The organism is Campylobacter blaseri (assembly GCF_013201895.1).
Classification (GTDB): Bacteria; Campylobacterota; Campylobacteria; order Campylobacterales; family Campylobacteraceae; genus Campylobacter_B; species Campylobacter_B blaseri.
The window spans coordinates 989,492-1,015,011 of sequence record NZ_CP053841.1 but is presented as its reverse complement, the minus strand read 5'-3'; the positions used below and the strand labels follow the sequence as shown (position 1 = coordinate 1,015,011).

24 protein-coding genes and 1 pseudogene are annotated in these 25,520 nt (G+C 28.7%); 11 read left to right on the top strand and 14 right to left on the bottom strand.

Annotated features, from left to right (window positions below):
* Positions 1 to 58 precede the first annotated feature (58 nt).
* Positions 59 to 1,474: a phospholipase D-like domain-containing protein gene (locus tag CBLAS_RS05240; RefSeq protein WP_106872781.1), complete on the top strand. Its 1,416-nt coding sequence runs from the start codon at positions 59 to 61 to the stop codon at positions 1,472 to 1,474.
* A 37-nt stretch (positions 1,475 to 1,511) separates the two neighbouring features.
* Here the strand turns inward: CBLAS_RS05240 and CBLAS_RS05235 are convergent, their stop codons facing one another.
* The 8 genes from CBLAS_RS05235 to CBLAS_RS05200 form a co-directional block, all read right to left on the bottom strand.
* The gene (locus CBLAS_RS05235) at positions 1,512 to 2,186 is read right to left on the bottom strand and encodes a M48 family metallopeptidase (protein ID WP_241518051.1); all 675 of its coding nucleotides are present in this window, start codon (positions 2,184 to 2,186) and stop codon (positions 1,512 to 1,514) included.
* Positions 2,164 to 5,229 (bottom strand): type I restriction endonuclease subunit R, encoded by a 3,066-nt coding sequence (locus CBLAS_RS05230; RefSeq protein WP_106872783.1) that lies wholly within the window; start codon positions 5,227 to 5,229, stop codon positions 2,164 to 2,166. Before CBLAS_RS05230 ends, CBLAS_RS05235 begins: the two co-directional genes overlap by 23 nt.
* 18 nt (positions 5,230 to 5,247) lie before the next feature.
* Positions 5,248 to 6,132, bottom strand: a complete 885-nt coding sequence (locus tag CBLAS_RS05225) for a hypothetical protein (RefSeq protein WP_106872785.1) — start codon at positions 6,130 to 6,132, stop codon at positions 5,248 to 5,250.
* Entirely contained in the window at positions 6,132 to 6,662 is a 531-nt protein-coding gene (locus tag CBLAS_RS05220) for a hypothetical protein (RefSeq protein WP_106872787.1), read from the bottom strand. The genes CBLAS_RS05225 and CBLAS_RS05220 overlap by 1 nt, the downstream gene beginning before the upstream one ends.
* Positions 6,659 to 7,849, bottom strand: coding sequence for a restriction endonuclease subunit S (locus CBLAS_RS05215; RefSeq protein WP_106872789.1), 1,191 nt, complete (start codon positions 7,847 to 7,849; stop codon positions 6,659 to 6,661). The genes CBLAS_RS05220 and CBLAS_RS05215 overlap by 4 nt, the downstream gene beginning before the upstream one ends.
* A 100-nt stretch (positions 7,850 to 7,949) precedes the next feature.
* Positions 7,950 to 8,936: a virulence RhuM family protein/type II toxin-antitoxin system death-on-curing family toxin gene (locus CBLAS_RS05210; protein WP_106872791.1), complete on the bottom strand. Its 987-nt coding sequence runs from the start codon at positions 8,934 to 8,936 to the stop codon at positions 7,950 to 7,952.
* A complete protein-coding gene (locus CBLAS_RS05205; protein WP_106872793.1) occupies positions 8,933 to 10,420 on the bottom strand; it encodes a type I restriction-modification system subunit M in 1,488 nt (495 codons plus the stop codon). Before CBLAS_RS05205 ends, CBLAS_RS05210 begins: the two co-directional genes overlap by 4 nt.
* Positions 10,359 to 11,015: a restriction endonuclease subunit S gene (locus CBLAS_RS05200; RefSeq protein WP_106872795.1), complete on the bottom strand. Its 657-nt coding sequence runs from the start codon at positions 11,013 to 11,015 to the stop codon at positions 10,359 to 10,361. Before CBLAS_RS05200 ends, CBLAS_RS05205 begins: the two co-directional genes overlap by 62 nt.
* Before the next feature lie 336 nt (positions 11,016 to 11,351).
* Between CBLAS_RS05200 and CBLAS_RS05195 the strand changes: the two genes are divergently transcribed.
* Entirely contained in the window at positions 11,352 to 12,041 is a 690-nt protein-coding gene (locus tag CBLAS_RS05195) for a pirin family protein (RefSeq protein WP_106872797.1), read from the top strand.
* Between the two features lie 44 nt (positions 12,042 to 12,085).
* On the opposite strand, the gene CBLAS_RS05190 is transcribed toward CBLAS_RS05195, so the two are convergent.
* Complete coding sequence (locus tag CBLAS_RS05190) at positions 12,086 to 12,307, bottom strand: ATP-binding protein (protein WP_106872799.1); 222 nt, start codon at positions 12,305 to 12,307, stop codon at positions 12,086 to 12,088.
* 388 nt (positions 12,308 to 12,695) lie between these two features.
* Between CBLAS_RS05190 and CBLAS_RS05185 the strand changes: the two genes are divergently transcribed.
* The 6 genes from CBLAS_RS05185 (at position 12,696) to CBLAS_RS09565 (ending at position 19,158) form a co-directional block, all read left to right on the top strand.
* On the top strand, positions 12,696 to 13,331 hold the full coding sequence (locus CBLAS_RS05185) for an NAD(P)H-dependent oxidoreductase (RefSeq protein ID WP_106872801.1): 636 nt from the start codon (positions 12,696 to 12,698) through the stop codon (positions 13,329 to 13,331).
* Between the two features lie 170 nt (positions 13,332 to 13,501).
* Positions 13,502 to 15,784, top strand: a complete 2,283-nt coding sequence (gene phsA, locus CBLAS_RS05180) for a thiosulfate reductase PhsA (RefSeq protein WP_106872803.1) — start codon at positions 13,502 to 13,504, stop codon at positions 15,782 to 15,784.
* 12 nt (positions 15,785 to 15,796) lie between these two features.
* A complete protein-coding gene (locus CBLAS_RS05175) occupies positions 15,797 to 16,363 on the top strand; it encodes a 4Fe-4S dicluster domain-containing protein (protein ID WP_106872805.1) in 567 nt (188 codons plus the stop codon).
* Positions 16,356 to 17,327 carry an NrfD/PsrC family molybdoenzyme membrane anchor subunit gene (gene nrfD / locus CBLAS_RS05170; protein WP_106872807.1) on the top strand — a complete coding sequence of 324 codons (972 nt, stop codon included), beginning with the start codon at positions 16,356 to 16,358 and terminating at the stop codon, positions 17,325 to 17,327. Before CBLAS_RS05175 ends, nrfD begins: the two co-directional genes overlap by 8 nt.
* 51 nt (positions 17,328 to 17,378) lie before the next feature.
* The gene (locus tag CBLAS_RS05165; RefSeq protein ID WP_106872809.1) at positions 17,379 to 18,035 is read left to right on the top strand and encodes a response regulator transcription factor; all 657 of its coding nucleotides are present in this window, start codon (positions 17,379 to 17,381) and stop codon (positions 18,033 to 18,035) included.
* The gene (locus CBLAS_RS09565) at positions 18,028 to 19,158 is read left to right on the top strand and encodes a sensor histidine kinase (RefSeq protein WP_241517645.1); all 1,131 of its coding nucleotides are present in this window, start codon (positions 18,028 to 18,030) and stop codon (positions 19,156 to 19,158) included. The genes CBLAS_RS05165 and CBLAS_RS09565 overlap by 8 nt, the downstream gene beginning before the upstream one ends.
* On the opposite strand, the gene CBLAS_RS05155 is transcribed toward CBLAS_RS09565, so the two are convergent.
* The 4 genes and pseudogenes from CBLAS_RS05155 to CBLAS_RS05140 all read right to left on the bottom strand — a co-directional run bounded on the left by CBLAS_RS05155 (position 19,151) and on the right by CBLAS_RS05140 (position 21,383).
* Positions 19,151 to 19,915 (bottom strand): cache domain-containing protein, encoded by a 765-nt coding sequence (locus tag CBLAS_RS05155; RefSeq protein ID WP_157940041.1) that lies wholly within the window; start codon positions 19,913 to 19,915, stop codon positions 19,151 to 19,153. The genes CBLAS_RS09565 and CBLAS_RS05155 overlap by 8 nt on opposite strands.
* A gap of 331 nt (positions 19,916 to 20,246) precedes the next feature.
* Positions 20,247 to 20,495 carry an alpha-hydroxy-acid oxidizing protein gene (locus CBLAS_RS09560; RefSeq protein WP_280527650.1) on the bottom strand — a complete coding sequence of 83 codons (249 nt, stop codon included), beginning with the start codon at positions 20,493 to 20,495 and terminating at the stop codon, positions 20,247 to 20,249.
* Positions 20,481 to 21,092, bottom strand: a pseudogene (locus CBLAS_RS09555) (alpha-hydroxy-acid oxidizing protein); the annotation flags it as partial. The pseudogene CBLAS_RS09555 and the gene CBLAS_RS09560, both read right to left, overlap by 15 nt.
* A gap of 15 nt (positions 21,093 to 21,107) precedes the next feature.
* Entirely contained in the window at positions 21,108 to 21,383 is a 276-nt protein-coding gene (locus CBLAS_RS05140; protein ID WP_106872816.1) for a hypothetical protein, read from the bottom strand.
* 490 nt (positions 21,384 to 21,873) lie between these two features.
* Between CBLAS_RS05140 and CBLAS_RS05135 the strand changes: the two genes are divergently transcribed.
* From CBLAS_RS05135 to CBLAS_RS05125, 3 genes are read left to right on the top strand one after another with little or no spacing between them, the layout of a single operon-like run.
* Entirely contained in the window at positions 21,874 to 22,881 is a 1,008-nt protein-coding gene (locus CBLAS_RS05135; protein WP_106872818.1) for a Fe(3+) ABC transporter substrate-binding protein, read from the top strand.
* Between the two features lie 4 nt (positions 22,882 to 22,885).
* On the top strand, positions 22,886 to 24,511 hold the full coding sequence (locus CBLAS_RS05130) for an ABC transporter permease (RefSeq protein ID WP_241518052.1): 1,626 nt from the start codon (positions 22,886 to 22,888) through the stop codon (positions 24,509 to 24,511).
* The gene (locus CBLAS_RS05125; protein WP_106872820.1) at positions 24,508 to 25,116 is read left to right on the top strand and encodes an ABC transporter ATP-binding protein; all 609 of its coding nucleotides are present in this window, start codon (positions 24,508 to 24,510) and stop codon (positions 25,114 to 25,116) included. Before CBLAS_RS05130 ends, CBLAS_RS05125 begins: the two co-directional genes overlap by 4 nt.
* Here CBLAS_RS05125 and CBLAS_RS05120 read toward each other — a convergent pair.
* Complete coding sequence (locus tag CBLAS_RS05120) at positions 25,113 to 25,475, bottom strand: HIT family protein (RefSeq protein WP_106872822.1); 363 nt, start codon at positions 25,473 to 25,475, stop codon at positions 25,113 to 25,115. The two genes, CBLAS_RS05125 and CBLAS_RS05120, sit on opposite strands and share 4 nt — an antisense overlap.
* Positions 25,476 to 25,520: the final 45 nt, after the last annotated feature.

Here is a 25,520-nt window from a genome sequence, read left to right as displayed (position 1 = left end):
AGAAAATTTATACTATTCAAATAGTGTAGTTTAGTGTTAAATATGTTATCATTATTTAATGATTAAGAAATTAAAAATTAAACTCATTATATTTATTCTTATTCCGCTTTTTGTACTTTTCTTTAATACTCTAAAACCAATGCCTAGTGGCACATCTTTTGAAGGCTATGCAAGAATTGGAAATTTTACTTTTTTAAGTGATTTAACTTATGAAAAAGATGGAAAAAGGGCATATGATCAAGAGATTTTTACAGAAATTTTTAAACTCATAAAAGAGTCAAATAAGTTTATTTTGATTGACTATTTTTTGTTTAACGATGACTACGATAGAAATCTTAACAATGTTTTTCCTGAAATTTCAAAAAATTTAACAGATGCACTTCTTGAAAAAAAGAGATTAAACCTAAATTTGCCTATAATTTTGATAACAGATCCTATAAATTTTGCTTATGGCTCGTATGTTCCTAAACATATTGAAGAGCTAAAAAAAGTTGGAGTTCAAGTTGTGGTAACAAATCTTTTCAAACTTAGAGATTCAAATGCATTGTATTCAAGCTATTACCGCCCATATTTTTCTTGGTTTCCAAACTCAAAAAATGGAATTTTTAAAAATGCATTTGATCCAGATAAACCAAATATCTCTCTTGCTTCATATTTAGAGCTTTTTAATCTTAAAGCAAATCATAGAAAAATTATTATGAATGAAAAAAATGCCATAATATCCTCAGCAAATCCACATGATGGTTCATTTTTTCACTCAAATATAGCTTTCAAGGTTGATGGAGCTATTTTAGAAGACATTTTAACCTCAGAAAAAGGGATAATGCGTCTGTCAAATGCTAATATGGATATGGTGAGCAAATTTCATCCAAACACCCAAACATCTGGTAAAACTCAGATGAAATTCATCACAGAAGGCAAGATAAAAGAGGAAATTTTAAATCGCATAAATTCTACAAATTTAGATAATAAGATTAAAATTGGAATGTTTTATCTCTCTGATAGAGACATAATAAAATCTCTTAAAAAAGCCTCTGATAGGGGAGTCTTGATACAAATTATCTTAGATATCAACAAAGATGCCTTTGGTAGAAAAAAGATAGGAATTCCAAACAAACCTGTAGCAAACGAACTTATGGCAAAAAAGAACATAGAAATAAGGTGGTATGAGACAAAAGGTGAGCAATATCACAGTAAATTCATAATAATAGAGCAGGGCGAAAAAGTTAGAATTATAGGCGGTTCTGCAAATTATACTAGACGAAATATAGGGGATTTAAACTTAGAGGCAAACATAGCAATATATTTAGATAAAAATAGTGAAGAGGTAGAGAAAATTTTAAATTACTATGATAAAATTTGGAACAATAAAGGCGGAATTTATACAGCTAAGTATGAAAAATATAGAGAAAAAAGCACTTTTAAAAAGCTACTTTATCTCATCCAAGAGGAAACAGGACTATCTAGTTTCTAAGTAATTTTTAATTTATAAATTAGATAAAACAGAAGATTTATTTATATTCTAACTTATCCTTTCTTTTTTTCCAATCAGGCATATAAGTGTATAAAAAGTTGTAAAATTTATTGCTATGATTTGGGTGTACAAGATGAACTAGTTCATGAAAAATTACATATTCAACGCACTCTTTTGGTTTTTTTATTAAATCAAAATTTAAATTTATATAACCTTTTTTTGGATTACAAGAACCCCATCTTGTTTTCATTTTGCGTATCTTGATACTTTTTATATCTTTTTTTACTATTGGCAGATATTGATTTAGAATTTGGTTAAAATACTCTTTTGATTTTTTCATATACCAAACATTAAGCATTTTTTCTTTTTTAGCTTTATCTGTTTTATCTTTTATGAAAATTTGAATATAACCCCTTAAAAGCTTAACTTTTTCATTATCTGATTGTATTATTTTTAGCCTATAAGCTTTACCTTTGTAGTAAAAACTCTCGCCACTTACATACTCTTTGTTTTCTATCTTATTATATGATTTGAAAAAATCAACCTTTTTATCTATCCAATCTTTTCTTTTTTCTAAAATATATAAAATATGCCTATTGTCTGTATTAAGTGGCACAGTTAGTATCACTTCACAACTAGGTTTTACTTTTAATGTGATATTTTTAATATCTTTTTTTATGATTTGAACATTACTCATAGTTATTAATTCCAATGTTTCTTAGCTTTCCTACTATCTCTTCGCTGTTTTTAAGCTTCACATTATAAGTATCCTCTAAATCCCATAATATATCATAAATTTGCTTTTCTATCTGATCTTTTACATCGTTATTGTTTTTCCAATCAGGCTTTTTTGCTACCTCTTTAAAAATTTCATCAAGCTTTAGTGTAAATTCTTCTAAAATTTTTTCATCTTTTTTTACTATCTCACTCAAAAAATCGGACATATTATCATAAAAAGCTATAGCTCCTTTTTTGTTTTTGATTGTATCTGGGTAGTTGTCTTTGTTTAGTTTTTGGTTTGTAAGCATTGCTCTTATATCTTTTGCATTTTTTAGCTTTTCTTCTTCTGTGAGTCTGTTTTCTTTGTATTGCTCTAGTATCTCTTTTATTTTTTGTGCTATTTTTTCATAAAAAGCTGGATTGGACTCCTTTTTTTCTGTTACAACAGCTGTTACAGCACTTAAAATCGCATCAGCTTTTGCATTATCTCCTACCACTCTTTCTATCTCGCTATCAAATTCTTCATCAAAAATATTTACTAGTTTTGTTAGCTGCATTACATCATCAGCACTTATGTAAGTGTCAAGAAGTTTTTGCATTTGCTTTTCATACTTACCAAAATCAACAACTTCATGATATCGTATCTTTACACTTGCTCTTAAATTTGCGTAAAATTTCATTTTAGATTTATAATTATCTATTTCATCTAAACTAAAAATTTCATCTATTTTATAACTTGATAAAGCCAACTTTAATGCTCTAGCATAGTTTGATAAATACTTATAAAAGTCATCTCTTTTTTCCTTGTTGGCTAAAAATACTTCATAGCTTTCTTGATCGTTTTTGTTTTCTATGCTTTTAAAAAGCTCTTCTAAATGAGAATAAAATGTTTTTAGTCTTGCTATTTCATCTTTTATGTCTATAACTGCTCCTATTAAATCTTGCTCATCAAAAACATCTAATGATGAATAAGAAGTTAATGCCTTATCAAGATTTCCAAGCAAGCCTCTATAATCAATTATAAATCCAAAATCCTTGCCATCATAAAGCCTATTTACTCTTGCTATTGCTTGTAAAAGATTGTGTTCTTTTAACTCTTTATCTATATATAAAACCGTTGCATTTGGGGCATCAAAGCCAGTTAAAAGCTTATCTACCACTATTAAAATATCAATTTCATCACCATTTATAAATTCATTTTTTACTTTTTTCAAATACTCATATTCGCTTCCATAAATTTGCATTACTTTGTTCCACTCTTCATTTATAAAGGCTTTGTTACTATCATCGTCGTTGCCCTCTCTAGTGTCAGGAGCTGAGATTACAAATCTTGTTTTTACATCGCCTAATTCTTCAAAAATTTTGTGGTATTTTATGGCTTCAAATTTGCTACTTGTTGCTAACATTGCTTTTAGCCCTGTGCCTTTTAAATTGTTTTTAAAATGAGTATTTATATCAAATGCAATAAGCTCTAACCTTTGCTCACTTGAAGCTAGTTTTTGAAATCTCGCCCATTTGTTTGACAAATCTCTTTTTTGCTCATCACTTAAATCTTTTGAGATTATTTCAAATTTTCTTTGCAATCCAAGTTCATCGCTAACCCATTGACTAGCTAGTCGCCCCTCATAAAGCAAAGGTAAAACAGCCTTATCTTTTATGGCTTGATCAATGGTGTATTTATGTATAAGTCCACCAAATTTAGCTATGGTGCTTTTTTCTTTTTTCATAAGTGGAGTTCCTGTAAAGCCTATGTAGCAAGAAAGTGGAAAAGTTTTTTTCATAGCTTTATGCAAATCTCCACTTTGAGTTCTATGTGATTCATCAACTAACAAAAATACATTTGGCTCATTTATAACCACCTTGTTTTTTAAAGCAGTTTCAAATTTATGCACCAAAGTTGTGATAACAGGGTTTCCACTTTTTATCAAACTTATCAAATCTTGCCCACTTTTTGCCCTTTGTGTTTCTATGTCTGTAGATATAAAATTACTATGAATTTGTTCGTCTAAATCGGTTCTATCAGTTACTAGGATAATTTTTGAATTTGCTATTTCTCTTTTTATCACTCTTGTTAACATTACCATTGTTAAAGATTTTCCACTACCTTGTGTATGCCAAATAAGCCCACCTTCTCTTTTACCTACATTATCCAAAACATTAATCTTTTTCATAATTTCTTCTATGGCAAAAAATTGCTGGTATCTTGCTATTTTTTTAATCTTTCCATCAAAAACTATAAAAGAGTGCAAAAGCTTTATTACTCTATTTTTATCAAACAAAGAGTATATAGTGCTATCAAGTTTGCTAGGAGTTCTGTTTACTACTAATTTGTTTATTTCTAAGCCAACATCTTCTTCCCAAGTTGCATAAAATTTTGCTAAAGTGCCAGTTGTGGCATATTGTGGTGAGTAGCTATTTCCAGCAAGTGTTATCTGAATGTATTTGAAAAGTTCTTGTATCTCTCCTTGTTTTTGGTTTCTTAGCATTTGAGATATACCCTCATCGCTTGATATGCTTGATTTTTTAAGTTCAATCACCCCAAAAGGAATTCCGTTTATAAATAGCACAATATCAGGTCTTCTTGTTTTTTCATACTCCGTTTTTATACCTCTTGATACTGCAAATTCTTCCGTAAAATGAAAAATATTGTTTTCCACATTTTCAAAATCTATATATTTAAAAGAAAAGCTTTTTTTGATACCATTTCCAAGATCTTCTTGATAAGAGTTTCCATATATAAGTTGCTCGCTTATCTTTTGGTTAGCACTCATTAGCCCTTGATTTAATGGTTCATTTAAATCATCTATAGCTTTTTTTATGTTTTTAGCTGAAAATGGGTATTTTGTGCCATTATATTCAAATGAATTTAGTTTTTGAAGTTGTTTTGAAAGTATATCTTTAAAAACTACTTCACCAAGCTTTCCATCTCTTAGCTTGATGTTTTCTTCTTTGCTTATAAATGTATACCCCATAGACTTTAATAATTTTATAACATTGTCTTGTAAAGCTCTTTCTGATGATATGTTTGGATTCATTTTGAGTTTCCTTTGAAATTAAAGTTTTTTATATGAATTTGAAACTCTAGCTTCTTTGGTTATAGGTGTAGTAGAATAACATTCTTCTAAAATTCCTAAAATATGTTTTAATTGTTTGTCATTTGTTGCTATTAAATTTGTAAAGTCTTCATTTGCATTAAAATCTTTTAATATCATTGGATAAGTTTTTATATACTCTTTTAACTCTTCTGTTTTATTTGTAAATTTATTTAAAATTTTATTATCTATTATATACTTAATTTTCTTGCTATTTCTTATTCCTATTGTAAAATCATTTTTCATATTAAATAGTGAAATGTTGCTAGATAAATTGTTTTGAAAATATTCTAATTCTTCTTTAGAAGCTTCTTTGTAATATTCTGTAAAATTATCATCTAACCGTTTTAATATTTCAAATTTTTTGAAATAAATAGTTTTATTATTTATATCTATAATCAAATCTTTACTGTCTTTAATTTCTACAACATCTTCAAAATATTCATATTTGATTGAATCATTAAAAAAGTTCATAAATGAGCGAGTTTTTAGAATTTTACTTGCATATACTCTTTGAGTGTTTATTATTGCTTTATTGTTTTCTTTTGCTAAATAGATAAAAAAATCAACTTCTTTCATATATTCTTTATTTAACATTGTCAAATCTAAATAATTATTAAAATTATCATATATTGTATTTATTATATCTGAGTTATTGTATTGAATAAAATACCATTCATCATCTTCTAGTTTATATACAATATTATCCTTAAATGATATTAAACAATCTTTATCTGGCAATGTTGCATTAAAAAAATATTCATTTTTTTCTTTTAATAGGTTTAAATTTTCTTCTTGAAATTTAATTTTATATGATTTTTTTCCAAAAGCGATTAAACTTCCCATCATTTTTCCTTTTTAGTAGTGTTTGGTATTAAATAAGTGTGTTCATCTAATTGAATAAAACTATTGTGTTCTAATTTCTTTTTTTTATAATCTGTTTTGTAATTCATTATTATAATCAAATTATTATTTTTTGTTTCTGCTCTATAAATTCTATATCCAAATAAATACAAAGTTGGATTTAAATAACCTACATTATTTATACAAAAAATAATAAATAATATAAAAACAATACTAAAGAAAAATATTAAATTGTATTCATTTATATTTTTTAAGCTAAAAGCAACTACACATATAGCAAAAAATGCTGGCATATGTTCATTATATGCTGGATAAATTTTAGATATTTCTTGTGTTCCATCTAAGAAATTTGTATGTTTTTTTATTAAACCAATAGAAATAATGTTAATAGATATAAAAATTATTAAAAATATTAAAAATTCAGAAGAATACAAATTAAAAATATTTTTATCTAATACATACAACAATATTACCCATAAAAAAGAAGATAAATTTAAGAAAAATTTAATCATACTCTCACCTTTCCGCTTAGTAGTTTTTGCATTAAGCCTTGTTTTTGTTCTTTTAAATTTTCTAATTCCTGTTTAAGTAAATTTATCTCATCATCGCAAAGGGTTAAAATTTTTGCTATTTTTTCTTGTTCTTTTAATGATGGAAGTTTTATATTTTGTTTTATAAATTCTTTTCCATCAAATTCAAATTCTCTTCTAGTTGATTTTTTACTAATAAGGTGTTTGATGAAATTTAAAGCTCTCGGTAAATAATAATATGAAAATATTGGTTTTATTAAATTAATATTTATTGAATATGTTCTATAAATAGGACTACAACAACCATTTTCAATAAAAATATTTGTGTTCACTTCATTCACACCTAGACCTATAATTAAATCATTTTTTTTAAAAATTTTATGTTTTTTTGTATTATATTTATAATCCTTTATTTCATTTATGCCATTTTTTCCAATAGTATATTGTTTTAAATTTAAATTGTTAAATTCAGCATATTCTTTAAAAATTTCACCTAATCTTACTTCTTTCCAATTATCTTTAAATTCAGGAAAGTGGGTTTTACCACTTAACAGCCTTTGCATAAGTGCTTTTTTGAAATTTTCTTTTTCATCTATCAAATTTGATTGTTTTAAGATAGCACTATCCCAAAGAGTTAAAATTTTAGCTATTTTTTCTTGCTCTTTTAATGGTGGTAGTGGTATAATTATTTTTTTCTTAAATGATGTAGGGTTTATATTTGACTGACTTACACCTTTTGTTGAAATATTTTTTATTTTTGTTTGAAATAAAGTTGTGTTTAATATATTATTTATAAAAATTGAATTTAATATATTTTTATTTGGTCTATAAGTAACTATATAAGAAGCCGTAAGATAATCGCCATCTAAATTAAATAAAGAAATTTTTCCAACCAATTCGGAGCTATTTGTTCTGTTTAATAAAATATCACCTTTTTGTAATTTATATTTTTTAAAATCCGTATCTTCTAAATCTATATAAGATAAATTATCTATAGAAAGTGATCCATTTTGCATATTATTCATTTTTAAAACAGGGTATTTTCCAATATTTTTTGTGGCAGATGAAATTCCATAAAATGATTTTTCAAATACTTCCCTCAACTTAACAACTTCCCAATTATCAGGAATAATGCCAATCTTTGTTTTTTTATAACCTTTTTGTATCAAAAATTATCCTTTTATAAACTTTGCGGTATAATTACTCAATTTGGAGGCTTTATCGCCATGAATTAGGCGAGTATCCGCAAGGAAAAGCACTCCAAATTCTTTATATCTTATCATCACTCTCTCCATCATATAATATATTTAATATTAATTTTATAATTATATCTTTAGATTCTGGTTTTGAGGTGGCTATTAAAATGGTTAATGAAGCTAGTGCGTTATCATTAATCTTTAATTCGTTATCGTTTTTATAAAGTATTTTGTTTTTATCTAAAAATAATATAAAAAGATAAGCACCTATTCTTTTGTTCCCGTCTATAAATGGGTGTCCTTTTACTATATAGTAGAGTAAATTCGCTGCTTTTTGTTCTACAGATGGTAAGAGTTCAAGTCCTTGAAATGTCTGATATATATTTAAAATATTTCCTTTTAGTTCATCTGCTTTTTCTTGTCCAAATAAATTTGAAGCTTCCCCTTTTTTTATAAGTTCTTTTTTAAACTCATCAATTGCTTTTTTGGCTTCATTGTAATCAAGTATAAAGTTGTTGATATTTGTTTGAGCCATTTCTTTTAAGCTTTGAGTATCATATCCTTGCAACAATGCCCAGCTTTTTGCATATTTTGATATAATTTCAATGAAACCTTTTGATTGTATGAGATTTGCTTGGTTTATTGAATTTTTGATTAAATTTAGTGTTTTATTTAATTCAGTAATCTTTTGTCTATTTAGTATTTTTTGATTTAAAGCATATCCTTTTAAAAGATAATCTTTTAAAACTTTTGTAGCCCAGATACGAAATTTAGTTCCTTCTTTGGACTTTACCCTATATCCAACAGAGATAACAACATCTAGATTATATAAATTTGTAAGATACCTTTTACCGTCATCAGCAGTTATCCGGAAATTCCGGATAACTGCTTTTTTTTCCAGCTCACCCTCTTTGAATATATTTATTATATGCTCATTTATTGTTCTTACATTTTTATGAAACAAATCAGCCATCTGTTTTTGAGATAACCAAACGCTTTCATCTTCTAATGATACATTTAAAGAAATTTGACCATCTTCATAAATTACTATTTCACTCATAACCCAAGCTCTTTTAAATACTCATTCATTTGATTTTTTATATCTTTTAACTCATTTTCTAAATTTGCTATATTTTGCTTAGTTTGTTCTATATCTATCTCTTCTTCCTCCTCATAAGTGTCTACATATCGAGGAATGTTTAAGTTATAGTCATTTTCTTGTATCTCATCTAAGCTTGCTAAATAAGCGTATTTATCTACATTTTTTCTATTTTGATAAGTTTGTGAAATTTTTTCTATAATCTCATCACTAAGCTTGTTTTGATTTTTTTCTTTTTCAAATTCTTTACTTGCATCTATAAAAAATACATCTTTGTTTTTTCTATTTTTCTTAAAAACCATTATACAAGTAGGTATAGAAGTGCCATAAAAGAGATTTGCAGGTAAGCCAATGACTCCATCAAGTAAGTTTTCATCTAGTAGTTTTTGTCTTATTTTACCTTCGCTTGAACCACGAAATAGCACTCCGTGAGGCAAAACAACTGCCATTTTACCATTTTCATTTAAGCTTGCTAACATATGTAAAACAAAAGCATAATCTCCTTTGCTTTTAGGTGGAATTCCTCTTTCAAATCTTTTATATTTGTCATTTTGAGCATTTTCAGCTCCCCATTTATCAAGTGAAAAAGGTGGATTTGCAACTACAACATCAAATTTCATTAAGTGGTCATTTTCTAAATGCAAAGGGTTGCCTATAGTATCGCCCCATTGTATTACAGCGTCATTTATATTATGTAAGAACATATTCATTTTACAAAGTGCTACGGTTGCACTTTTGCTTTCTTGCCCATAAAGTCTAAAATTTGTATTTCCAACCTCTTTACTTGCTTTTATCAGTAAAGAACCAGAACCACAAGTTGGATCATAAATTCTATCTCCCTCTTTGGCTTTAGCAAGTTTTGAAAGTAGTTTTGAAACATTGCTTGGTGTAAAAAACTCACCACCTTTTTTACCTGCATCACTTGCAAATTTAGCTATAAGATACTCATAACTATCACCTATAACATCATTTCCTTCTAACATTGAAGGTCTTAAATCAAGCTTAGGGTCGCTAAAATCTTCAAGTAAATTTTTTAGAATTCTGTTTTTTTCTTTAACTCTTCCAAAGATAGTTTCGCTGTTAAAGCTAATTTCTCTAAAAACCCCTTCTAATTTTTCTTTGTTATCTTCTTCTATTTTTTCTAAGGCTTTATCTATAATCTCGCCTAAATTTTCTGATTCTTTGTTTGCTAAAATATATTCAAAAGTGCATTCTTTACTTATTTTAAATTTCTCTCGCTCTAGGCTTTTTTTGATTCTATCTTCATTGTCGCCATATTTGTTTTTAAGTTCATCAAGTTTTTCTTTGTAAAAATCAGACAGATATTTTACAAAAAGCATAGTTAGTATATAATCTTTGTATTGACTGCTATCCATTGTAGTTCTAAATGTATCGCACGCTTTCCAAGCTACTGAATTTATGGTGTCTTGTGTGGTTTTGGTCATTTTTTATCTCCTGATTTATTATATTGTTAAAAATTTGATTTGCATAAATTTGTTTTTGTTGTATTAAGTTTTTTAATGTATCAATTTCTTTATATGTTAAGGTTTGAATTTGAACAATTCTATCTTGTGCCTCTTTTTTAGGGAGTATCACTTTTAAATTTTCTAATGTTTTGATATTTAGCATTGGAATTGCCGAACTTTGCTTAAAAAATTGTCGCTTTGCAAAACTTGAATTTAAGTAATTGGTTAAATAAATAGGATTAATATCATTTTTGGTTGTTCTGATTATAGCTACAAGAGATGAAGCTATGGTGTCACCATAATCTTTTCCAACACAAACTGCTATATTTGGCTCCTTTAGCCTTATGAGTATATCATCTTTTTTTAGTAGATACTCATCTTTAATTTTTTCATCTGCTATAAAAGTATCCAAGCAAGAGTGATCATAAAACCCATTTTCATTAAATGACTTTAAAGATATTGTATTATATTTTTTAGTAAAATTTGACATTGGTGAAGCTCTTTTTCTTGATAAAACTAAACCAGTTTTTATATTTGCTATTTCATGTAGTTTAACTTTATATATTTTAGGCATTAAATATCTCCTTTTATATTGTCAAACTTTTATATGACTTTATATTTTTTTAAATAGTAACATTTGCTAACTTAGGCATTACTGAAAATTTAGTCAAACCATAGTTTGATAAGTAAAATAAGCAATATAGCCCAAATATTATATACATTTTTAAAAGCCATTTATTAAAATATATAAATAATTTTAACGGTAGTGATATTTTACCACTCCGTAGAAAAAACTAATTATATTTATTTTATTTATATAATATCGGTTTTTTATAATTTATTATATATTCATTAAGAATTTTGTTACTATTTGGCATTAAAATTTGAGAAAAATATAAGGAGAGATAAAATGTATGAAGTAAGATACGCAAGAGATAGAGGTATAGGTGGAGGAGGTTGGTTAGATAGTCGCCATACATTCTCATTCGCTAACTATTTTGATCCGAATTTTATGGGCTTTTCTCATTTAAGGGTTATAAATGAAGACTATGTTCAACCAGGAACAGGCTTTGGGACTCACCCACATAGAGATATGGAGATATTATCGTATGTGCTTGAAGGAACGATAGAGCACCAAGATAGTATGGGAAATAAACGACAACTTAAAGCAGGGGAATTTCAGATAATGAGTGCTGGAACAGGTATAACTCACTCAGAAATGAATCCAAGCAGTACGGAAAAATTACACTTTTATCAAATTTGGGTTATTCCTAATGAATTAGGCATCAAGCCAAGATATGAGCAAAAGGCTTTTGTTCCAAAAGAGGGTGCAACTCTACTTTTATCTCCAAATGCTGAATATGGCTCTTTTAAAGTTCATCAAAATATGAAGCTTTATAGACATCAGTATAGTGAAAATACAGATATTAATATAGAGTTAAACAAAAGCAGACGATACTGGGTTCAAGTTGTTAAGGGGGTATTAAAATTAAATGATATCGAGCTAAAAGCAAGTGACGCTATGGCCTTAGTTGATGAGAGCGAGCTAAAAGTTTTTGCTTATAGTGATGTTGAGTTTTTGCTCTTTGATTTAGAGTAGACATTTGGCAGGAAATCTGCCAAATATTTTTATAATAAATAGTTTCAGTTTCGAGAAGATTTAATAGTTTTAAAAAGTATAACCCATATAGCTAGTACTGCGTATATAGCGATCCCCATAACAGCTGCCATCGTTACTATGTTTATAAAATCTATAAAAGCACTATCATGTTTAGCTTTATCTAAAAAAGGAACAGCTAACCAACCACAAAAACCAACTATTAAAAGAGAGATATAACATTTCCAAGAAAATAAAAAATTTAACATATTTTAACCTTTTTAAAATTTACTGATATATTATCAAAATTATATTAATAACATATTGATTTAGCTCAAAATTAGGTAAAAATTTTAGACTAAGTCCTTCGGGTAAACCATCAGGATGACATTTGTTTTTAAACAAGCTCTTGGATAACTAGGCTGATTGTCGCTACTCAGAGCCATTTTCCACCCGTCATTCAGAGCGAAGTGAAGAATCTCATAAACTTAAATCACTACAAATTCATCAATTTAAATACACTTTAAGCTTTGGTATAAGTAGGAAAATTAACCCTATTTATTATAAAAACGAAACTTTTATAGTAGCAAAACTACGCTTTTATAATTTTTTATTAAATTTAATATAGTAAATTTAGCAAAATTAAAAGGAGAGAAAATGACATTTAAAGAGAGTTTAAGCTATAGATATGCTTGTAAAGTTTTTGATGAGAATAAAAAGGTTCAAGATGGAGATTTTAGTGAAATTTTAGAAGCTTGCAGGCTTTCACCATCATCTTTTGGACTTGAGCATTGGGACTTGCTTTTAGTAGAAAATGAAAAGATTAAAAAAGAAATGGGCAAGGCTTGCTGGAATCAACCACAAATCACAACTTGCTCTCATCTTGTGGTTATTCTTGCAAAACTAGAAGACTTAAAACCAAATAGCCCATATATAAAGAGCATGGTGGAGAAAAAAGTTGGTAAAAACTCAGAAAAATACCCAATTTTACTTGATATTATCAATAATTTCTTAGATAAAAATTTTAGCAATGATGATAAAAAGAAATATGGTTGGAGTAAAGCTCAATGCTTTTTAGCAGCTCAAAATATGATGAGTATGGCTGCGGTTTTAGGGATTGATTCTTGTCCGATAGAAGGATTTATTGAAGAAAAATTAAATGAAATTTTAGATATTGATCCTAATAAAAATAGAGTTGCATTGCTACTAACTTTTGGTTATAGAGATAACATTCAAAAACCTAAGCCAAAAATTAGAAAAAATTTAGATGAATTTTTTAAAATTATAAAATAAACCATCACCATAGCAAGCTTAGTTATTTTAAGCTTGCTAGCCACAATAGCAAAAACAATTAATCTTTATTTCCAATAAATTTATAATCCATTATCAAATTTCCATAAAGTTGACATTAATTTTACATTGATTTTGTATCATATGAAAAATATCTTATATGGAGGGAAGATATGGATAGTTCAAGAAGAAATTTTTTAAAAGGGACAGCGGGAATTGGAACACTTGCTGCTTTAGAGATAAATTTAGGAGCTAATGCTGCTGATATAATTAATAACGGAGGAGATAAAAGTGTCTTTAGTTTTTGCGAGATGTGTTCATCTAGATGTCCAATTGAGGCAAAAATTGTAGATGGAAAATGTAAATTTATACAAGGAAACAAACACTACTCTACAACAGGAACCTCTGTTTGTGCAAGAGGAGGAGCTGGAGTTAATCAGCTTTATGATAAACAAAGAATCGTAAAACCACTTATTAGAGTAGGGGAGCGTGGTAGTGGAAAGTGGCGTAAAGCTAGTTGGGAAGAAGCACTAAAATATTGTGCTGATAAGCTTGGAGAAATAGCAAAAACACATGGTCCAGAATCAGTGGTTTTTACAGCAAAGTCAAGCGAAAGCCATAAACAGATGACAAATTTTGCCTGTAGTTTGGGTAGTCCTAATATCTTTTCACACTGGTCTTGCTGTCCTATAACTTATCAAGTTGCTTTTCCGCATACATTTGGAGGAAGCCTTTCAAGAGATTATTCAAAAGCAAAGTATATAGTAAATTTCGGACACAATTTATTTGAGGGAATTGATATCAAATATACTAAAAAGTTAGCAAAAACAGCTGCAAAAGAAGATACGAAACTGCTAGTTTTAGAGCCAAGATTTAGTGTAGTTGCTGCTAAAGCCGATGAGTGGCTACCAGTTAAACCCGGAACAGATTTGGCTTTTGTTATGGCTTTAATTCATGTTTGGATAAGAGATAGCAAATATGATAAAAAATTTGTCGAAGAGTACACTATAGGAATAGATGAGGTTAAAAAAGCTGTAAAAGATACAACTCCAAAATGGCAAGAGAAAATAACTGGTATTAAATCTACTGATGTTGAGAGAATTGCAGATGAAATTTATAAAGCTGCTCCAAAGGTTATAATTGACTGGGGTCATAAAACAACTACGACAAGAGCAGAATACCAAAGAACAAGAGCTATTTTTATAGCAAATGCTCTAATGGGTAATATAGAAAAAGAGGGAGGACTTTATTTTGGTAAAAAGGCTAAGACATTTAATGACTTAGTTGGAGAGGAGCTTTTTCCAACCTTAAATGATCCAAATAAAGCTTTCAAGGTTCCAAAAACACCTAGGATTGATGGTGCTGGAGAAAAGGGTTCAAAAAACTATTTTATCGCTAGAAAACATGGTGTTTTAATGGACATAGCCCCTGCAATCTTAAATGAAAAGCCTTATCCTGTTAAAGCTTGGGTTAATACTAGATTTAACCATCTTATAAATGTTGTTGGGGAAGAGACCACTATAAAAGCTATTAAAAAACTTGATTTTATTTTATCAGTTGATATCTATATGAATGACTTTACTCAGTTTGCAGATGTAGTTCTTCCAGAGAGCACATATCTTGAAAGAGACGAGAGCATTCAAGATAAATCAGGAAGCTTGCCAGCTTACTATATGAGACAAAAAGCTATTGAGCCAATAGGTGATACCAAAAATGGATATGATATTTTTAGAGAACTTGCGAGGATTATGAAGATAGATCAAAACTATACTTGGAATACAATAGATGAGTTTAGAATGCAACAAGCAAAAGGTAATGATAAGCTACTAGCAGCACTTATAAAAGATGGCTATGTAGAGTGGAAAGTGCCAAAACTATACTATAGAGAGAAAAAATATGTTTCAAAATTTGTAGAAAAATTTCCACATGCTAGTACTTTTGTTGATGAGAATGGCGAAATGAGTTCAAAGGTTAAGTTTAAAACACCAAGTGGAAAAATAGAGTTGTTTTCACAACAAGTAGAAGAGGCATTGCCTGGTGAAGGGTGTATACATCCTGCAAACATGGATGTTTATGATGGCCATGAGCTTTGTTTGATGAGCGGTAAAACTCCTATCCACACAAATGGACATACTCAAAATGTAAAAGTTTTAAACGATATGATGAGTGAGTCCCCAATTTGGATAAATCCTAGAACAGCTCAAAAAAGAGGACTTAAAACTGGAGATAGGGTTTTGGTAGAGAATAAATTTGCAAAATCTTATGCCAAGGTTATGGTAACAGAGGGCATTAGAGAAGATAGTTTGTTTGTGTATCATGGTTTTGGACATATTAGTTCAGGATTAAAAAGAACTTATGGGGTAGGGTTAAATCAAAGTAAATTACTAAATCCAGCTTATGGTGCGGTTTGCTCAACAATGGTTACAAATGTTGGCGTAGATATTAAAAAGGCATAAAGGTAGAATGAAATGAAAAAATATGTAATGATTCACGATGAAAATTTATGCATAGGCTGTCAAGCGTGTTCAGTTGCTTGTAGAAATGAAAACGATACAAGCGACGGTGTTTATAGGCTTCAAGTACATGCAGAAATGAAAGGTGTTTTTCCAAATTTAAAAACTAATTTTTTAAGACATAGTTGTGTTATGTGTGAAAATGCCCCTTGTGTTGAGGTTTGTCCTACAAAAGCAAGTTTTCAAACAGATGAAGGGATTGTACTTTTGGATGAAAGTATCTGTGTTAGTTGTAAATATTGCGTTTTAGCCTGTCCTTATGATGCTAGGTATGTTGACCCTATAACTAAAAATATAGGAAAATGCACTTTTTGTTTTACAAACAGAGTTGCAGGTGGCGAACAGCCTGCTTGTGTTACAGTTTGTCCAACTGATGCACTAACTTTTGGTGATGCAAATGATTATAATAGCGAAGTGAGCAAGGTTATAGCTACTAATAGTATAAAGTATCCAAAAAGTGAACTAGGCACAAAACCAAAGCTTGGATTTGTTGAAAACAAAAAAGGAGGCCGTTATGAATAATATGTGGGGAAGTATGGAACAATTTAGCCATATTTATTGGCCATGGCCAATTGCTATTTATCTGTTTTTAGCAGGGCTTAGTGCTGGTGCTATAATGATTGCATTATTAGTTAAATGGAATAAACACGAAGATAATACAAATTCAATTTGGGATGCTATGGTTAAAGCTGGTGCCATTACAGGGCCTATTGCTATATCTGTTGGGCTTTTGCTTTTAATTGTTGATTTAGGAAAGCCATTAAGTTTTTATTGGTTGATGCTGAAATATAATTTTGTTTCAGTAATGACGCTAGGTGTTTTAATACTATGTGTATATACACCAATATCTTTTTTATTTGCAATGATAATTTTTGAAAAAGAGATAGAAAATAGTAAATTGCTATCATTTCTTAGCCCTATAACTAAATTTATAAGATCTTTTGCACATTTGGCAAAATATGTAGAGTATATCCTTATGATACTTGCTATTTGTGTGGCTATGTATACAGGATTTTTACTAAGTGCAATACAAAAACTTCCTTTATGGAATACACCAATTCTTCCGCTTCTGTTCTTAGTTTCAGGGTTTTCAAGTGGGATTGCAGCAAACATATTGGTAGGAATGGCATTTTTTAAAGGATCATTAAATAAAGATAGTATAAAATATCTATTAGTTCTTGATCTTAGAGCAATTATGTTTGAGATACCAGTTCTAATAATGCTATTTTTAGGGCTTCATTTTGCAGGTGGGCAAGCTGCTGAAGCTGGGGTACAAGCTATAACTCATCCTACATACGGAATGATGTTTTGGATAGGTGTGGTTGCTATAGGTATTGTATCTCCAATTGTAATAGCTGCAACAGCTTTGAAAAATCATGCATATAGACCAGTTTATATAGTGCTTAATTGCTTTTTAATCTTGATAGGCGTTGTGCTTTTAAGATTTTTTATAGTTTATGCAGGTCAAATTTGCACTGGGTTATGATTTAAAGTCCGGTTGATCCGGACTTTTCACCCCATATAAAAAGGAAATATCTTGAAAATTCTTCTTTTGGAAGATGATTATAATTATAGACAAAGTATAAAAGAATATCTTGAAGATATAGGATACGAAGTTGATGAAGCAAGCGATGGGTTAGAAGCTTGCAATAAAATAAAAGATAACACATACCACCTCTTAATACTTGATATAAAAGTTCCTGAAATTTCAGGACATGAAGTGATGAAGTATGCAAAAAGGCTAAATTTACAAACACCCATTATGATAATGACATCTTTAATAGATATAGATGATATGGCTATTGGGTATGATCTTGGCTGTAATGAATATCTTAAAAAGCCTTTTAATTTAGCCGAGCTTAAATTTAGGGTCAACGAGCTTATGAGAAAATACTATGCAAGAGATGATAAGAATCTAATAACCATAGCTTCTGTTTTTAACTATAACACTGTAAACAAAACAATTACTAATGGAGACAAAACTATAAATTTAAGCAGTAGAGAGCTTGATCTTTTAAACTATCTTCTATATAAAAAAGGAAGTTTTGTAACTATAAATGAGCTCATAAGTGAACTTTGGGATGAGGAAATAAATAGTGCTGATATAAGAATGCATGTTATGAAAATTAGACAAAAAACAGCTGATAATTTTATACTCTCTAAAAGAGGGCTTGGCTATAAGCTAAATGTTTAAAAAGATAAAAATTCCACTTTTAGCTACATTAGCTATAATACTTATATTCTTCTTTCAAAGTATGTATCTTGTCAAATTAGTCTCAAAAGATTTGGTAAATAAAGATATTGCTGAATTAATCTCCTTTTCAAAAGATTTAGAAAAAGATTTTGAAAAAATAAATTTTAAATCTACACTCATATATCAATATGCAATACTAGATAACAATAGTAGAGTTATAATATCAAATTTGAAACAAATTCCACCAAATTTTAACTTTCAAATTTTGACATATAAAAGCTATGTTTTTTATAAGCATTTTTTTATTTATAAAGGTGAATTAATTTATGTTGTTACTTCTAAAAAGATTGAATATGGGCAGCTGGTATTTTTAACAGTATTGATACTTTTTTCTATTATTATGGCAATTTCTTTGATCATCTATTTTATGTATTTAAGTATAGTTAAGCCGCATTTAGAGCAAAAAAAAATGATGAATATATTTTTTAATGATGCTATGCATGAACTTAAAACCCCTCTTGGGGTTGCTAGTATAAATCTTGAAATGCTAGATGTTAAGACAAAACATACTCACCGTATAAAATCAGCTCTTAAACAGATGAAAATAACATACGAAGATGTAGAATACTATATAAAAAATAGACAAGTTGATTTCCCAAAAATAAATTTAAACTTATCAAATTTCCTAAAAGATAGGATAAAATTTTTAAGCACCATAGCACATAGTAAAAACATGGAGATAATTAGCAATATTGAAGATAGCTTATGCATATATATGTCTGAGATAGAGGCTACAAGGCTTATAGATAACAATATATCAAATGCTATAAAATATTCCGATGTGTCATCTAAAATCATAGTTACACTAAAAAAAGATAGAGGTTATGCTGTTTTTACCATTAAGGATTTTGGTAAAGGTATAAAAGATCCTAAAAATATTTGGAATAGATACACAAGAGAAGATGTCTCTTTAGGTGGTTTTGGACTTGGTCTAAATATAGTTTTAAATATATGCTTGAAATATAATATCTCATATAAAGTGGATTCTGATTATGGAAAAGGTAGCACTTTTGTATATAAAATTCCACTTTACACAGATAAATTTTTAGATAAAGTTATTTAAAAATAGAGTGCAGGGTTGAAAAAGATCTTTCTTTATCATCTTCATTTATGTGCATAACTATATGGCCTATGAGGTTATTATTTACATCTTTAAAAGGTTTTGAATAAAGATAATTTTTTCCAATTTTTTGTAAATTTTTATCATTTAAATTTATCTCATTTAACATAGGTGCTATATTTAAATTTGCGTATTCTGGATTTAATAAAATATGGTTTTTTAGTATATTATGTTTAGAATAAAAGCAATCAGTCGAATACCTTTTATCTATAATCATAAAAAGATTATACCCTTGGGATTTTGCTAGTTTATAAAGATGTGAAAAATCTAGCATAACCTCAATACTACCAATAAATTCTTTTTTATCTAAAACAGGAGAAATTCCTCTAGAAAAAACCCCACATCTTCCTACTTCAATCCCTGCTAATGGTTTCATATTTAATTTTGTATTTAAAAGAGTGTATCTAAAAGTGCTAAGGTCATCTCCATGAAGCTTGGAGTTCCAGCTTCTAGCTATACTTTTAAAATCTTTTGAATGAACATGTATTAATATATTACTATAAAGTGGTATATTTTTTAAGGTTTCGACATAGTTATTTAGAGTTGTGGAACATTGATTGTCTTCTTTTTCTAATATGCATTTTTTAATATCTTTATTGCTAGAAAGTATCAACGATACAGTGAGAACATTAAGTCTTTCTTCTTCAATGGTATTTAATAAAAGCTCACTATTAAAATCAAAATATTTTTTTATAGCCAATTCTTTTTCTTGATTTTGATATTGTATGTAAAAATATATTAATAAGATAAGGGATAATATTAAAAATGGAAAAAAGATTGCTTTAATAAATTTTATATTATTGTCTTGCAAAAATAAGCCTTTTAATAAACTTTATTATAATGCAATATAATAGCATAAAAATAGGTTAATTTTTTATGAATATTTAATTGGCGCTAATTTTTACCTAAATATATACATAACCTGTTTTATAAAAAACTAAATTTGAGCTATCTAAATCATGCCATACAATATAATTAAGCCTATAAATTTGTAAATCAGGCAGATTTTTCTCTGCCCTTTATGTTAATACTTATTTATAGGTACTGAATTTTGAATTTTCACCAACTATATCAATATAACTTGAATCTAAATCTGATAATTTACCTGCATCACTTAGTATTAGTACTGCTACTAAATCTTTATTTAAAAAATCAATTACTGATTTAACACCTTGGGATCTATCCAGTCCTAGACCATAGAGAATAGGGCGACCAACAGCAACTGCGTCTGCACCCATAGCAACAGCTTTAACAAATCTTTTAGCATCATCAGCACGCAAAACACCCTTGACAATAACAGGCAGTCTTGTAAAACTTTTAATAAACTCAATGTCTTTAGTTGTTAATGATGTTTTTTGATTCAAGAAGTTTCCTGAGCCCCCAATTTTTGGATCGTGGTTTCCAAATGTTTTATCTGGGTGGAATGAACTTTCCACGGCTATAAAGTTTTCAGATTGTCCTGGTCCAAGTGCGTCAACTGTTGAGATAATTGCTGTATAGCTTGCATTTTTTACACAAGTTAGGATTGATTTAGTTACCTCTTCATCGTTGTCATAGTATAATTGGAATCATTTAGGGCCTATAATTGCTTTTGCAATTTGTTCAAGAGTTGCATTTGATGCACCAGATGAATAATACAATGTATTTGCTAGTCCAGCACCTCTAGCGGTTGCCTCTTCTGCGCCTTCATGTATCATTGCATGGGCACCCATTAGGGTAACCATAACAGGAGAAGGTAAATTCAAATCTAGTATCCTAGTTGATATATTGATATCGCTCCATGAAAGACCAACCAGACGTTTTGCAGCAATGCGGTAGTCACCAAATGCGCGGCAATTTTCATGTAGGGTCCATTCAGCACCGGCTGTACCAGATGCAAACGAAAAAACTGCTTATGGGGCAAGTACTGCAGAAAAAGATATTAAAATTGTCAACCTTGAGCGCTTAGAAGAGCCAGCAATTAAAGTTATCTTAAAAGCAGGTTTTGCCATTTTTGCTGTTTTTGTAGCAGGTTCAGCTGCAAATGCTCGTGTGCTTACAAATGGCAATGTGCCTAGCCTAGCAGCATCTATGAATTTACGCATAGATAGAGTTTCTTTTTCCCTACTCTCCGTCGTTGTAGTTTCTACTTCCTCTGCGGAAGTATCTAATTTGTTAGATGAACCCATTTTCACTCCTTTGTATTTTAATAAAAATTACAAGACAACGCGATCAGTAGCGTAGTTATAAATATATAACATCGTGCTGTTTTGCATTGCTAACATTTTAATTAAAATTATATCTACAAAGATTAATTTATTATAAAAAATTTAATATATTATTTTTTTAAGAATAGTAGAGTAAATGCTATCATTGATGGCATCAGTAGATGAAATTAGTTATAGCTTAGGAGATAAATATCTATAATATAATGTAGTCAAAATCAAAAATATTTAATTAAAACTACATAAAATAAAATAGCCCAAGTATTAAATAGTAAAACACACCATAAATAGATCTTTTATTAATATATAATTTATATTAAAATTCAATTGTAAATTTTAAATTATATTTTGCACTTTTATTATAAAAACATTTTTATAATTATACCATAGAGTAAGAATAATTTAAGTAAAAATATAATATAATGATAATTGAAATCATTATAAAAGGATAAGGATGAAAAAAAAGATTGTTTTAGCAACTCTGTTTGGTGCTACACTTCTAATGGCAAGCGATGTTGTAAATATATATACTTCAAGACATTATGATTCAGATAAGATTGTGTATGAAATGTTTACCAAAGAAACAGGCATTAAAGTAAATGTCGTTCAGGATAAGGTTGATCCCTTAATTAAAAAGTTAGAGCTTGAGGGTAAAGATACCACAGCTGATGTATTTATGACAGTTGGTTTTGGAGATCTTTATAAAGCTAAACAAGAAGGATTATTACAACCAATTAGTTCTAAAATAGTTGATGAGAATATACCCTCAAATTTAATGGATAAAGATAAAAACTGGGTTGGTATAACATATAGAGCTAGAATAGTTGTTTATGATCCTGCAAAAACTAAAGTAGAAGAGCTTTCAACTTATGAGGATTTAGCTACTCCAAAATGGAAAGGTAAAATTCTAACTCGCTCTTCAACTTCATCATACAATAAACATTTAATTGCATTTATGATAGCAAAAGATGGAGAGGAAAAAGCTAGTTCTTGGGCAAAAGGGTTAACTGAGAATTTCGCAAGATCTCCAAAAGGAAATGATAGAGATCAAGCAAAAGCTATACTAGCTGGTGATGGCGAAATTGCTATTATGAACAGTTATTATATGGGTAGAATGTCTGCTTCAAAAGATCCAATAGAACAAGAAGTTGCTAAAAAATTAAAGATATTTTTTCCAAATCAAAATGACGGCGGAACACATATTAATCTAAGCGGTGCAGGGATTACAAAATATGCTAAAAATATTGAAAATGCTAAAAAGTTTATAGAGTTTTTAACTAATGTAGAGGCACAAGAGATTTTCTCAAAATATAACTATGAATACCCAGCGAATCCAAATGCTAAAACAGCTGATGTGGTTAAGTCTTGGGGAGAGTTTAAAGCTAGCACTTTGGACTTTGATCTGATTAGTCAAAGTGTTCAAAAAGCTCAAAGCGTAGCTGATAAAGCTGGATGGCAATAATTTTTTGAACATAGTTATAAAATTTACAAAGAGACCTAATTGGTCTCTTTTATTGTCTTTTTTTATACTTTTTTTAATCACTATACCTATTTTTTATATAGTTATACATATTTTTAATGATATAAAACCTACAACTAAAACTCTTTTTGATACATATCTTATGATATATATAAAAAATAGTTTTATAATAGTATTTTTTACGGCTATATTTACTACAATTATAGGTGTGTTTTTAGCATACTTTGAAACTTTTTATGAGTATAAATTTAGGAATTTTTTTAGATTTACTCTGATACTGCCTTTTGCATTTCCTAGTTATCTGTTTGGGTATATTTATACAGATTTTTTTAGCTATTCTGGTTGGTTTATAACTTGGCTTAGAGTAAATTATGATATAAGATTGCATTTTGATATTATGAATATTTATGGGTGTATTTTTATACTGACTATAGCTTTTTTTCCATATGTTTACATACTTTTAAGAGGGTTTTTATCAAAATTTTCATTAAATTTAATAGAAAGTGCTCAAAGTCTTGGAAAAAGTGATCTTTATATATTTTTCAAAGTAGTTTTACCGCTTTCAAGGGCAGCAATAGTTGCAGGAACATCTCTTTGTATAATGGAGTGTTTAAATGCTTATGGTGTTCCAAATTACTTTGGATTGCATGTGTTTAGCACAGGTATATATAAAGCATGGGTTGGTTATCAGGATTTAAATGCAGCTATAAAATTAGCTGGTATTTTGCTTTCTATAGTTTTCTCATTAATGATTTTAGAAAAAATTTTTAGAAAACCATACAGTATGACAACTACTAAAAACAGAGTATTTAGTAGGAAAAAACTTAGTAAAAAAAATGAAATTATTGTTTTAACTCTATTTTTTACAATACTTTTTGTATCGTTAATACTACCTACAATTCATCTTTTTGTATGGATTTCAAGGACATTTAATTATATAGATTGGGGTAATTTAATCTTAATAAGTAAAAACACTATTTTATTAACTATAATATCTACGGTAATGATAATTTTAATATCGCTGTTTTTAAATGAAACAATTAGATTTAAAAAAGGAAAAACAAAAGAGATGTTTTCTACACTTGCAAATATGGGGTATAGCATACCAGGTTCTGTTATAGCCATAGGCATGTTGATACTTTTTATATCTATTGATCATTTTCTTGGCAATTTTTATAAGAATTTGGGTATTGATAAGAATTTAGTATTAACACTAAGTCCTATAATACTTATGTTTTCATATTGTATAAGATTTCTTTGCTTAGGGTATAATGGTATAGAAGCAGGTCTTAAAAGAGTAAATCCAAGTTATCATGAATCATCTTTAAGTTTAGGTAAAGGTAAATTTCAAACATTTTTAAAGGTTGATTTACCGATGATACAAACAAGCATATATAGTGCTTTTATATTAATTTTTATTGAGATAATTAAAGAACTACCTCTTGCTAGTTTGCTATCTCCACCAAATTTTAAAACTCTTGCTTTTGAGATGGATAGATATGCTTCTGATGAGCAACTTGCTATGACATCGGTTCCTGCATTTGTTGTTGTGGTTATATGTTTAGTTTTGTTGATAGTTTTTAATGTAATCCAAAAAAAGGCAAAAAAATGAGTTTTCTAGAGTTAAAAAATATTAATTTTTCTTATGTGAAAAATAAACCTTTGATAGAAAATTTAAGCTTAAGACTTAGCAGGGGAGACTCTCTTGCTATACTAGGAAAAAGTGGCAGTGGAAAGAGTACGATACTAAGGTTGATATCTGGCTTTGAGAGCCCAGATAGTGGGAAGATATTGTTAGAGGAAAAAGATATCACATATATGCCACCACAACGTAGAAATATAGGGTATCTTTTTCAAGATTACGCTCTTTTTCCGCATTTAAGTGTCTATAAAAACATAGCTTTTGGTGTTGGTAAGAAAGATAAAGATAGAGTTCATGAACTTTTAGAGATTATCCATATGAGTGATTTTAAAGATGTTTATCCACATACTCTAAGTGGTGGACAACAGCAAAGAGTAGCACTTGCTAGAGCTTTAGCACCAAACCCAAAGCTTATTTTGCTAGATGAACCATTTTCAGCCCTAGATACCGGACTTAGATCAGAAATTAGATCTCAAATCAAAGAGATACTAAATAGCTTAAAGATATCTTCAATTTTAGTAACGCATGATATGGAAGATGTAAAAGAATTTGCTACTAAAACATTTGAAATTTAGCTTTTTAAATTTGATAATAACAGCTCTATAAATCCATCAAAATTTGGCAAGTTTAAATTTCCATCTCTTTGCTTTTTGCCCCACATTGGCTCAGGGAAAAAACTATCACTTTTAAATCTTGCCATTATGTGGATATGAACTCTTGGAACATAGTTTGCAAAACTAGCTATATTTATTTTATCAGGCTTATAGTATTTAAGCATTGTTTTTTCAACTATTAACATTACCTCAAAAAGCCTATCTCTTGTTTTTTTATCACAATCACTTAGCTCTTTATACCCTTTTTTGCTAAAAATTTTAACCCAAGGAATTTCACTATCTTCTTTTTCTATAAAAATTAAATTATCTTCAAAAATCACTATTTATCCTTTTTTGAAATAATAACATAAATTTGAAATTTAAAG